At 45.9% G+C, this 12451-nt stretch carries 9 protein-coding genes; 6 read left to right on the plus strand and 3 right to left on the minus strand.

All coding sequences use genetic code 11. The features are described from left to right. Positions 1 to 152: 152 nt before the first annotated feature. The 3 genes from DW949_RS12920 to DW949_RS12930 form a co-directional block, all read right to left on the minus strand. Positions 153 to 1613, minus strand: a complete 1461-nt coding sequence (locus DW949_RS12920; protein ID WP_118023608.1) for a [FeFe] hydrogenase, group A — start codon at positions 1611 to 1613, stop codon at positions 153 to 155. 276 nt (positions 1614 to 1889) lie between these two features. Then, positions 1890 to 3218 carry an MATE family efflux transporter gene (locus DW949_RS12925; protein ID WP_118023609.1) on the minus strand — a complete coding sequence of 443 codons (1329 nt, stop codon included), beginning with the start codon at positions 3216 to 3218 and terminating at the stop codon, positions 1890 to 1892. A gap of 9 nt (positions 3219 to 3227) precedes the next feature. Beyond that, positions 3228 to 4367, minus strand: a complete 1140-nt coding sequence (locus tag DW949_RS12930; RefSeq protein WP_118023610.1) for a M20/M25/M40 family metallo-hydrolase — start codon at positions 4365 to 4367, stop codon at positions 3228 to 3230. A 324-nt stretch (positions 4368 to 4691) separates the two neighbouring features. On the opposite strand from DW949_RS12930, the gene DW949_RS12935 reads away from it, so the two are divergent. The 6 genes from DW949_RS12935 (at position 4692) to DW949_RS12960 (ending at position 12270) form a co-directional block, all read left to right on the plus strand. Continuing rightward, on the plus strand, positions 4692 to 5645 hold the full coding sequence (locus DW949_RS12935) for an ABC transporter permease (RefSeq protein ID WP_118023611.1): 954 nt from the start codon (positions 4692 to 4694) through the stop codon (positions 5643 to 5645). A 24-nt stretch (positions 5646 to 5669) separates the two neighbouring features. Continuing rightward, positions 5670 to 6614 carry an oligopeptide ABC transporter permease gene (gene opp4C / locus DW949_RS12940; RefSeq protein ID WP_118023612.1) on the plus strand — a complete coding sequence of 315 codons (945 nt, stop codon included), beginning with the start codon at positions 5670 to 5672 and terminating at the stop codon, positions 6612 to 6614. Positions 6615 to 6667: 53 nt separating this feature from the next. Then, positions 6668 to 8299 (plus strand): ABC transporter substrate-binding protein, encoded by a 1632-nt coding sequence (locus DW949_RS12945; RefSeq protein WP_199595928.1) that lies wholly within the window; start codon positions 6668 to 6670, stop codon positions 8297 to 8299. Positions 8300 to 8408: 109 nt separating this feature from the next. Next, the gene (locus tag DW949_RS12950) at positions 8409 to 9509 is read left to right on the plus strand and encodes an ABC transporter ATP-binding protein (RefSeq protein ID WP_118023614.1); all 1101 of its coding nucleotides are present in this window, start codon (positions 8409 to 8411) and stop codon (positions 9507 to 9509) included. Next, a complete protein-coding gene (locus DW949_RS12955; protein WP_118023615.1) occupies positions 9475 to 10440 on the plus strand; it encodes an ABC transporter ATP-binding protein in 966 nt (321 codons plus the stop codon). The genes DW949_RS12950 and DW949_RS12955 overlap by 35 nt, the downstream gene beginning before the upstream one ends. A 210-nt stretch (positions 10441 to 10650) precedes the next feature. Continuing rightward, positions 10651 to 12270 carry an IS1182 family transposase gene (locus tag DW949_RS12960; protein WP_233539603.1) on the plus strand — a complete coding sequence of 540 codons (1620 nt, stop codon included), beginning with the start codon at positions 10651 to 10653 and terminating at the stop codon, positions 12268 to 12270. The last annotated feature ends 181 nt before the right edge of the window (positions 12271 to 12451 follow it).

A 12451-nucleotide genomic window follows, 5' to 3' on the forward strand; every position in this document is an offset into this window, starting at 1 on the left:
AAAAATTGGACTAGGGGTGACCACACCACAAAATCTGGACTAATACCGATAAAAAAACTGTGCATGACTGATCCTGTCTGGATCGTCATGCACAGTTTTTTTTCGCTATGTCATGTTTTATTGTATCTTGTATGCATTAATAGCACATACGATTACACGGCATTATTCGTGTGGGGTTTGAAACGGGTCGATGACGGGTTCGTTTCCGGAGTCAGGTTTTTCATTTCTCCCAGGTCATCGCTGCGGTCTGTGAAATAGGTGTGCAGCATCATTTCAGCACGTTCGGAAAGAGGTTCGCCGAGGAATTGTTTATACAAATCCTGAATTTCAGGATTTTCCCAGCTGGCTTTGTAGGTTGCATCTACGTCGCTCTGATAGAGTGAATCCATGCGTGCCTGTTGAACCTTCTTTACCTGGGGCAATTTGACTTTAGGCTGACCGCCACCACCAATGCAGCCGCCAGGGCAGGCCATGACTTCAATAAAAGAATAATTTTCAAAGTCTTCCGTGGAAATCAGTTCATCCAGGAATTTACGGGCATTGCCCAGGCCACTGATAGCAGCGACATGAATGACGAAATGACCAAAGACGACAGAAGCTTTTTTGACACCATCGAGTCCACGGACCGGTTCAAAGGGAATAAAGTCTTTAGGAGCTTTACGGCCTGTAAAGAAATAATAGGCTGTGCGGATTGCTGCTTCCATGACACCGCCGCTGTTGCCGAAAATGCGGCCGCCACCAGTAGATTCACCGAAGACTTTGTCAAAATCACTATCGGCTATACCGGAAAAATCAATTCCTTCTTCCTGTATCCATTGGGCCAGTTCACGGGTCGTGATTGAAATATCTGTATCCCGCAGTTCAGGGATATTCCAGAAATCTGCCGATGCATTTAGTTCCGGACGGCGTATTTCAGCTTTTTTAGCCGTACAGGGCGCTACGTCTACAATGACGACGTTTCTGGGGTCGAGATTATTATTTTTTACAAACCATGTCTTCATCGCTGAGCTCATGATGCTGATAGGACTCTTGGTCGAAGACAGATGGGGAATGAGATCAGGATAGAATGTTTCCAGAAATTCGACCCAGGCAGGACAGCAGCTGGTAAATTGCGGGATAGGAATTTCTTCAGACTGAAGACGATGCAGTAATTCCATGGCTTCTTCCATGATGGTCATGTCAGCGCCAAAGTCTGTATCAAATACGTAATCAGCGCCCAGTGCATGCAGGGCTCCTACCATTTTCCCCTGTACAAATGTACCGGGTTCCATACCGAAGGCTTCTCCGAGACCGACGCGGACAGCAGGTGCTGTCTGGAACATGACAATCTTATCCGGGTCTTTTATGGCTGCTTTTACTTTGTCCAGATCGGACACTTCTGTGATAGCCCCAAAGGGGCATACTGCCGCACATTGTCCACAGTGGACACAGATAGGCATGTCGCCTGTGCTTTCCAGATTATAATAATCCATAACAGTCTGAGTGTTTGCACACGTGCGGCGGCATAATGTACAATTTTTGCACTTACTTTCGTCAAATTGTACAGAACAATTGTGTTCATCAATAGGGACACGGCGCTGCGTTTCCTTGAATCTGCTTTGAAATGTAGGCATTTTTCTCTCCTTATTGAATGAGAATAACTTCTTGATAATCAAATGATTTTTTTCACAATCTATTATATATTGGATAATACAAAATACTACTTTTTTCCATTATTTTTTAGTATTTGTTTTGAGAGATTTTACATCTTTTCTATTCGTTTTGTACATAGCAGTGTATAAAAAACGTTACCTTTATTATTTTTTTTAATATCACACATAAAAGTAATAAAGGCAACGTGAATTATTTGATAAAAATAAAGGCTGATTGGTTATATCTTTGAATATTCACTAATTTTTCAGACTTGCCATAATATAGAAATAACAGCCGGCGGTAAAGAAACATGCCGCAATCCAGCAGACAGGACTGGCACAACAAATGCCAAAGTATCCCCAGCGGCTGGCCAGAAAATACGCAGCTCCACCACGAAGACTGAGTTCGATGATGCTGCTTGTAAGAGGAACTGCAGAAATTCCCATGCCCTGTACGGCATTGCGGTAGACAAAAATCTGACCGAGAAAAAAATAAAACGGCACGCTCAGGGTGATATAGAGCCAGGCCTGCTGTAACAGGAACTCATCGTGCTCACTGGTGAAAATACTTAATATATCCCGGCCGCCGAGATACATGGCAGCTGCCGCAAGAGCACAGAAGGCCAGTGATACAAGGGAGCACTGGCGTACACCCTGGCGGATGCGGCCATAGTTTCCAGCCCCGTAATTCTGGGCGGAATATACGGCCATGGCAATACCGAAAGAGACCATAGGCTGCAGTGCCAGTTGTTCAATCCGCGTGGCAGAGACAAAACCGGCAATTGTTTCCGGCCCGAATGTATTGCATACCGACTGGATTATGATGATTCCCAGGGATATAATCAAAAACTGGGCTGCCATGGGCAGGCCGATGCGCAGATGCTGGAGTGCGAAAACCGTATCCCAGTGCCAGTCCCGGCGATGCAGATGTAATATGGGAAAATGACGCCGCATATATATCAGACAGAGAATAGCGGACACTGCCTGTGCCAGGACGAGCGCGACGGCCGAACCGGGTACGCCCCAGCCGAAACAGGTAATAAACAACAATGCCAGTGCCACATTCAGTAGTGAGGAAAAGATGAGAAAGTACAATGGCGTGCGGCTGTCTCCCAGTGCCCGGCAGGCACAGGAAAGAAGGTTATAAAACATCATGGCCAGAAGTCCATAGGCAATAATCATGACATAGTGATACGAATCATCATACAGCTCATTTGAAATATTCATGAGCTGAAGGAACCAGGGCATGCAGAGCCAGGCAGTCAGCATGAGCAGGACCGTCAGACCGGAAGAGAGCATAAGGGACATAGAAAATGAGCGGCGTACGCCTTCGTAATCCCCGCCGCCGAACCGTTGTCCCATAATGACTGTGAATCCCGATGCCATACCGATAGTCAGTCCCAGGAGAGCCATGAACAATGGTGCTGTGGCTCCCACGGCAGCCAGGGCATGAACGCCTATGAAACGGCCAACGATGATAATATCAGCAATATTGTAGAACTGCTGAAAAACATTTCCAATCAAAAGGGGACCCGTAAAAGCCAGAATCAGCTTTATCGGGTTCCCTTCGGTCATATTGTGTACCATGTAATACGGTTACTCCTTTTGGCATGCCGGGGACGTCAGGATGAATTCGGCGAGCTGGATGAATCCCGGGACAAGTGAATCGAGATCCAGGTTTTCATATACGGAATGAGCGCGGCGCCCTATGCAGGTACCAAATGAAATGGCCGGAATCCCCAGGCTGAGTGGGATATTTGCATCGGTACTGGCAGACTGGAAGGTTGTCGTCAGTCCGTGGGCAGAACGGATACGGGCCAGACGCCGACACATGTCAGAATTTTCTGCTCCGTCATTACATGGCCGTTCACCGAGGAACGTTTCCGTAATCTGAATTTTAGGATCCCGTGCTGCATCAAGCAGTTCGTGGAATTTTTGATCTACCCGCTGGAGTTCTTCTTTGGATTCAGAACGCAGGTCAATCGTAAAGGATGCGTGTTCGGCAATGGAATTTACCGTTGAACCGCCCTGGATAGTGCCGACATTATATGTCGTTTTAGGACTGGCTGGTACATCCAGGTTATAGAGATTCCAGATGATGCCGGAAGCAATGGCAATGGCATTATCGTTTCCAAAGTTTCCCCAGCTGTGGCCGCCTTCGGCCTGTACGTCAATCTGATACCGGTGTGAACCGACGGCAAGATTGATGAACGAATCACTGTTGCAATCGACGGCGACCATTTCGCTGACTTCATGGGCATGGTCCGTCATAAACTGACGGATACCCCTGAGGTTTCCCAGACCTTCTTCTCCGACATTAAACAGGAAGAAAGCACCGGCAGGCAGGTCCATATGAAGAGATAAAATCATTTCTGCAAAGAAGAGCAGGCTGGCCACGTTGGCGCTGTTGTCACCACAGGAAGGAGCGGCAAACACATTTCCTTTGATTTTCGGTTTGATAGAAGTTACCTGGTTGAATACGGTATCGATATGAGCTCCATAAACAGGATGTTTCGTCCCCTTCGTAATCTGACAGGGCCAGATTACATTGCCGGCACTATCTATATAAGCTTCCGATGCTCCCAGCTTGTGAAGATAAGCCAATATCCAATTGGCTTTAGCTTGTTCAGCACCTGTAGGTGATGGCAGGCTGCAGATAGCTGTCAGAAGTTCAATAAGATGATTTTCATTAGTTCTGGCAAAACGGTTTATTTGATTCGCGATAGATGTATTCATCATCATACCCCCTTTTCATTCATATAAATTTAATTATACACCACAGGTACGGAATGGTATATGCATGTATTTTATTATTTCACATCATGAAACTATCTGAAAATATTATGTTTACATGTGAAAATATAAAATTAGTTAAAAAATAATACGTTTAACGTATTGACATTTTAAACCGAACGGTGTATTATTCAAGCATACCTAAACAAGTTCAAAGACAGGAAGATGCAATGGTGCATAGTATTATGTGCCATTGCTCTTTTTTTTAGGTAGACTGCTGGTCTGGTGCATACAGGCTGACATGTATTGTATTTAGGGGGGATTATTATGGGGAAGTACATCTTAAAACGAGTGCTTATTTCTATCCCGGTCTTGTTTCTCATATCCATCGGCGCTTTCATCCTGGTCCATCTGACGCCAGGAGATCCGGCTGATATGTATATTTCACCGGATATGACAGCAGCCCAGGTAGAAATGACACGAGCTGCTCTGGGACTGGACAAGCCATTATTTATCCAGTATGTAGACTGGATTGCTAATTTCCTGACAGGAAATATGGGATTTTCCTTTGCTGACCGACAGCCTGTACTGGATATTATCTCCCAGCGTCTCGGACCGACATTGATTCTGATGAGTATCAGCCTGATAGTGGCTTATGCGACGGCTATTCCTCTGGGAATCATCGCTGCCCTGCATAAGAACTCGAAACTGGACCGGGCTATCATCGGATGGACATTCTTCAATGTCTCGTTTCCGCCGTTCTTCCTGGGACTGGCTCTGATTTATATCTTTGCTGTCGAACTGGATCTGCTGCCTACAGGCGGTATGGAAGTTCTGGGGATGGAAAATGATGGCATCGACCTGGCAGAACATCTGGTCCTTCCTGTAATCGTCATGGCTTCACAGTTTTCGGCCAATATGATCCGGTACGTACGGGCCAGTGTCCTGGAAGTACTGGGGCAGAATTACATCCGCACGGCCTTAGCCAAGGGGCTTAAATGGCGTCAGATTTTACGGTTCCATGTACTGCGTAATTCACTGATTCCTATCGTTACGGTTATTGGGACAGACCTGCCGAAGGTTATTGGCGGTGCTGTTATTACGGAACAGATTTTCCAGTGGCCTGGTATCGGGTCGCTTACCGTAGCGGCCATTAATTCCCGGGATTATCCCGTACTCATGGCCATCGTTATTTTATCGGCCATTGCCGTTCTGATTGCCAATCTGACTGTAGATATTGCTTATGCGGCGATTGACCCGCGTATCAAGTATAGTAAATAGGGGATTTCAAAAGGGGGGACAGGAATGGAAGCAAATAAATTTGTTTTGGTACATCAAAACAGTATAGGCGCTTCGTTCGGACTGAATGCCCTGAGTGGCAAAAAAGAGAAAGAAAAGGAAGAAGTTCCCGAATCATGGGGGAAGATTACATGGCGCCGTTTCTGTAAAAACAAGGTAGCTGTATGGAGTCTCGTGCTCTTTGGTGCAATTATCCTGATGGCCGTACTGGCGCCGCTCATTTCGCCATTTGATCCGGCCCAGACGACAGGGGCCTTTGATGAAGGACCATCAGCCGCTCATCTGCTGGGGACAGATGATGTGGGACGTGATGTATTGAGCCGCCTCATCTATGGTTCACAGGTTTCATTGATAGTTGGCATCGGTTCTGTTGTCATCTATGCGGCGATTGGTATTACACTGGGACTTCTTTCAGGATATTTTGGTGGAATGGTAGACAGCCTGATCATGCGTATTACGGAAGTATTCATGGCATATCCTCAATTCATGATTATCCTGGTCATCGTCAGCCTTATCGGCCCGAATATGATGACGGTTATGCTGGTCATGGGCTTCATGGGCTGGCCGCCTATCTGCCGTCTCGTCCGTGGTGAAGTACTCAGCATCAAGACACAGGATTATATCTCTGCTGCCATCGTTACCGGTTATTCACCGTTTACTATTGTGTTTAAACATATTCTGCCAAACGTTCTATCGCCGATACTGGTAAATTGTACGTTCGGCATCGCCAATGCTATCCTGACAGAAGCTTCACTGAGCTTTCTGGGGATGGGCGTACAACCGCCGGCTGCCAGCTGGGGGAATATGCTGACCAGTGCCCAGTCCATCATGGTTCTCTCCGCAGAACCGTGGCGCTGGATTCCGCCGGGAATTGCCATTCTCATTGCCGTACTGACAATCAATTTCCTCGGCGACGGTCTGAATGAAGCCATAGACGGCGATTCCAAATAATAAAACAGGGGACAGGATCGCTGACTATATATTTTAAGAAAAGAGGGGTTATTATGGGCTTATTATCATGGATACGCAGAAGAAAAGGTCTGGCATTGGCTATTTGTCTGGCATTGAGTGTTACCATGCTGGCTGGATGTGGCAGCGGCAGCAAAGGTGGCGGTGGCAGTGCCGGCAGCAAAGAAACGCTGACCATCGGCATGTTCAATGCGCCGGATTCCTTCAATCCGCTGTTCAATCCTGGTATTGCCGGTCAGTTTACCATCCGGTTTATGTATGATACATTGCTGGGCATGCCGGAAATCAATAAGTTTACGCCGCAGCTGGCAAACAGCATCGATACGACGGATAACCAGAATTTTACCATCAAACTGAACGAAAAAGCAAAATGGACTGATGGGAAACCCATTACGGCCGATGATGTCATCTTTACATTTAACCTCATCGCCAATCCCAAGGTAGAAACGTCTAAAGGCAGTTATATCAACATGCTGGAAGGCACAGACAGTGTAGGGAAGAGACCGGATGGTACTCCTATTCCGAATCTGGTGGCTGTCGATGAACATACGGTTACGTTCCGTACGAAGAAACCAGTGGATCCGAATTATTTGAAGAGCATGCTTGGCTTTGAAGTCTATATCGTTCCTAAACATGTCTTTGAAAAGATTGACCCGGCAAACATTTCCAATTCAGATGCCGTTACGAAACCGACTGTTACCAGTGGTACATATAAGTTCGTTTCCTACAAGACGAATGATCATGTCGAACTGGCAGCAAATGAAGAGTACTATAAAGGCTCTCCGAAGCTGAAGAAAGTATTCATCCGTATCATGAACGGTACCAACCTCGTAACAGAACTGAAATCCGGTAACGTACAGCTTGCTGCATCCGGTGGTATTGGTTCTGTACCTGTCAAAGATCTGGATGTCCTCAAAAAAGACAGCAAACTGGTCGTAAAGACCGTTCCGTCCCTGAATACACAGTATCTGGAAGTCAACAACAGCAATCCGGCATTCAACGTCAAGTTCCGCCGCGCCGTTACGATGGCTATCGACCGTCAGAAAATCTGTGATGAACTTTACAAAGGTACAGCCCAGATTGTACCTACCGTTTATACAAAAGTCAGCCCCGTTTATGATGAAAGCGTAAAACCGCTGCCCTATGATCCGGAAGCAGCCAAGAAAGAACTGGCTGAATCAGGATTTGATACGTCGAAAGAAATTACGCTCCAGGTTCCAATCGGAAACGTCCTGCGTGAACAATCGGCAGATCTGATCCAGCAGAATCTGCAGGCTATCGGCCTCAACGTTAAACAGCAGAAACTGGACTTCCCGACCGTCCTCGGCAATGCCAAGAAAGGCGATTATGAAATGATGCTTCTCGGCTATGGCCTGACTCCAGACCCCGATTACAGCAACTACTTCGTACCGGGCGGCAGCAATAACTTCTGCCATTCCGATGATCCGAAACTGACAGAAATGATGAACAATGCCGCATCCTTACCAGATGCCGAAGCACGGAAAGCGGCTTATAAAGAAATACAGGTCTATATGCGTGATAACCAGTTTGTTACCAGCCTGTACGAAACCGATCAGATTAACGTACAGAGCAAGAACCTCGTCGGTGGCATCAAGGACTTCTGGGAAGGCTCACTCGATGATCTCTATCAGTGGCATTTTGAATAACCAGACGCTGTAATTGTAAATTGACACAGCGTGCTCCGTAAACGTTATACACCCCGCGTCTGCAGCAGCTGCTGCAGACGCAGTGGTGTATGAGAAAGGATGAACAGCAATGACAACAGATACAATATTAAAAGTCAACAATTTACATGTATCGTTTCGGACGCTGGACGGCATCGTAGACGCTGTGCGCGGTGTTACCTTTGATCTGAAACGCGGTGAAACATTAGCTATTGTCGGTGAATCCGGTTCCGGAAAATCGGTTTCGATGAAAGCAATTAACCGGGTATTGCCACGGAAAAATACCATTTTTGGCAAAGATGGTGAAATCATTTACGAAGGGAAAAATCTCCTGTCACTTCCTGAAGAAGAAATGGAATCCATCCGCGGCCGTAAAATCGCCATGATATTCCAGGACCCCATGACATCTCTCAATCCGACTATGACCGTGGGACGGCAGATTGCTGAATCCATCCTGACTCATGAAGATATTCCAAAGGCAGAAGCTATGAAAGAAGCCATAAAGCTTATGAGTCTTGTGGGAATCCGCAATCCCGAAGAAAGCAGCCGTAATTATCCCCATCAGTTTTCCGGCGGCATGCGCCAGCGTGTCATGATTGCCTTGTCTCTGGCATGCAAACCGGATATCCTGATTGCTGATGAACCGACGACGGCGCTGGATGTTACCATTCAGTCACAGATTCTGGATCTGATTGATGATTTAAAAGTAAAACTGAACATGTCCGTCATCTTTATTACCCATGACCTGGGTGTCGTAGCCCACGTGGCAGACCGGGTCGCCGTCATGTACGCCGGTAAAATTATCGAAATCGGCACGGCAGAAGAAATATTTTATAATCCTCAGCATCCCTATACGTGGGGGCTTATCTGTTCCATGCCGACACTGGATACAACCGATGATCATCTCTACAGTATACCGGGAGCTCCGCCGAATATGCTGCATATGCCCAAAGGAGATGCATTTGCTCCGCGGAATGCCTATGCGCTGGCTATTGATTTTGAAAAGGAACCACCGTTCTTCAAAGTCAGTGATACCCATTATGCGGCGACATGGCTGTTACATCCGCAGGCACCGGCTGTTACTCCGCCAGCCGAAATCATCCGGAGACAGGAGATTTTTAATACTTTCATGAAACAGGAAGATGGGGGGAGTAATTATGCATATCGTCACACCAGCAGCGGCGCTCGCTGATGAAAAACCGATTTTATCCGTCCGGAATTTACATAAAATATATAACGAAGGCAAAAAGAATGAAGTTCGTGCTGTAGATGATATTTCCTTTTCCATTTATCCTGGTGAAACGTTCGGTCTTGTCGGGGAATCGGGCAGTGGAAAATCGACGACAGGGCGCACGGTCATCAAATTGGAAGATCTGACATCAGGGACGGTTGTGTATAAAGGGAAAGACATTACCAAAATCCGCAGCAGTTCAGAAATGATGGCATTCCGCAAATCCATGCAGATGATTTTTCAGGATCCCTTTGCTTCGCTCAATCCCCGGATTCCTATTAAAAATATTATAGGAGATGCGCTGCGGGTACATCATATCTGCAAGACCGATAAGGAAGTCCACAATAAAGTCAATGAAATGCTCGATATTGTAGGAATCAACCGTTCGTATGCCAACCGGTATCCTACGGAATTTTCCGGCGGCCAGTGTCAGCGTATCGGCATTGCCCGTGCATTGTGCGTACAGCCGGATTTCATCATTGCCGATGAATGTCTGTCGGCTCTGGATGTATCAATACAGGCACAGATTGTCAACCTGCTTATTAATTTGCGGAAAGAACGTAAGATGACCTACCTGTTTATTGCACATGATCTGGCAATGGTTAAATACATCAGTGACCGCATTGGTGTTATGAAAAACGGCAAGCTGCTGGAACTGGCGCCAGCCGATGAATTGTATCATCATCCTATTCATCCGTATACGATTTCCCTACTTTCTGCTTCACCACTTACGGATCTGCAACAGGAACGAAAACGTCATCGTATTGACTATGATCCGTCTGTCCAGGAATATGCTCCGGAAGTGAAGCCCGCCATGTATGAAATTACGCCGGGACATTTTGTATATTGTTCATATGATGAAATCAATACGTATAAACAAGCGGCTTGTTAAGTCTATGGATGAATCTGCTCACTATGAAACAGGAGCATCGCATACTGGTTTTAATCCCTGTGCGATGCTCCTGTTTTGTCGTTCCTGCTTTATGAAAAGAGGGGGCTGTAACATAATAGCCTCATCTAAAAAAATGGACTCAGTTATCTGAGCCCATTTTTTTTAAGCAAAAGAGGCCCCAAAGGGCCTCTTTGCTGGTATAATTATTGTATGCTAAACAAAATCAACCACGTAAAGTATACCAAAACTTATGCTCCGAGGCAACTCGTTTTGCCATTGGATTATGGCATTTCATTAGAACAAGATCGGTTGGTTTATATCGTAGATGCATTATTGGAAAGGTTGGATTACTCAGCATTACAGCATCTCTACTCTGTTAAAGGCAGAAATCCTAAGGTACCTCCCAAAATCTTGTTCAAAGTGATGGTTTTCGCTGCAGCCCAGGGCGTGTATTCCCTGCGCAGCATCAGTGAACAATGCCGCGTCAATATAGAATATATGTGGCTGCTGGAAGGATATCCGGCACCCAGCCACATGACGTTTGGCCGTTTCTTTCACCGGATTCCCATAGCCGTACTCCGCCATTTGTTTGCCCAGTTTGTGCATCAAATGTCTTTACTGGATTCCATAGATTTTACAGAATGGTATATTGATGGGACCAAGATGGAAGCTAATGCGAACCGCTATACGTTTGTCTGGCGCAAGCGAGTGGAAAAAGGGATTGCTAAGCTAAAGGAAAAACGGCGGCAAATCCAAGAACAGATGCTAGCTTTCACGGGCATGGATACCTTTATTCTGGATGACGATGAATTACTCCGCTCTGCTGCAGACGTATGCCAGGAAAAAGGCATCACGTTTGTACAAGGATCTGGCCACCGAAAAACAGCGGAACAAAAACTGTTTGAAGAAGTGGCAGCCATCCGGGAGAAGCAACAAGAATATGATGCCCACCTGACCGTAATGGGCACACGGAACAGTTATTCCAAGACGGATCCCGATGCTACATTTATGCGCATGAAAGAAGACCACATGAAAAACGGACAGCTGAAGCCGGCCTACAATCTTCAACTAGCCGTGCAGTCTGAATATATTATCGGACTGGGCCTATTCCCGAATCCAACGGATACCCGGACCTTGATCCCATTTTTGACGGCCCTGGAATCAGAGTATGGAAGACTGGCAGATCATATTGTGGCGGATGCCGGATATGACAGTGAAGAAAACATGGACTGGATAGAAAAGAAAGGAAGCACGGTATGCATTAAGCCACGGGAGTATGAATACCGGAAGACATCAGCCTTCAAGAAAAAAATCGGACACCGGAGCAATATGGCCTATGACGCAGACAGCGATACCTATACCTGTGCCAAAGGAAGGAAGCTGCATTTCGTAACGGAAAAAAAGCAGCGTGATAGGGTCAGTGGATATGAACGGACCGTACGAATGTACCAATGTGAAAACTGTCAGTATTGTGGGAAACGGAATCAATGCCAGCCGCCCCGGACAGGAAAGAAACCGAAACAAAATAAAATGATACAGTACAATCCTTACTATCAATCCTTATTGGACAAGGACTACAAGTTCATTCATAGTAAAAAAGGAATTCAGTTGCGGATTAACCGATCCATTCAGATAGAAGGAGCGTTTGGAACGGTAAAGGGAAACTACGAATACCGCCGAGTGAGGCATAAAGGAAAAGAAAGTGTAGAAAAGGAACTGTTATTCATGGCATTCGGCTTTAATCTGAGGAAATACCGAAGTCGCCGGGATACGGACAGATTACAACAACACTATTTAGAAAAAGAAGAAACACATACAATAGCTTGTTAAAAAAAGAAAAAAACAGCGAGGCTTATTAAAGTACGCCTAAAAATAGATAGCTGGCAATTTTTCACGAAAATGAAAAATGCCAGCTATTGTGTTAGTTATGAGAAAGAAAGAAGGCTGCAACAAAATGAGCAAAAAATGAACTGCTCCCCGTCAAGAGGACAATAAAAAATATAAGATTTTT

It is taken from the genome of Megasphaera sp. AM44-1BH (assembly GCF_003467125.1).
Classification (GTDB): domain Bacteria; phylum Bacillota; class Negativicutes; order Veillonellales; family Megasphaeraceae; genus Megasphaera.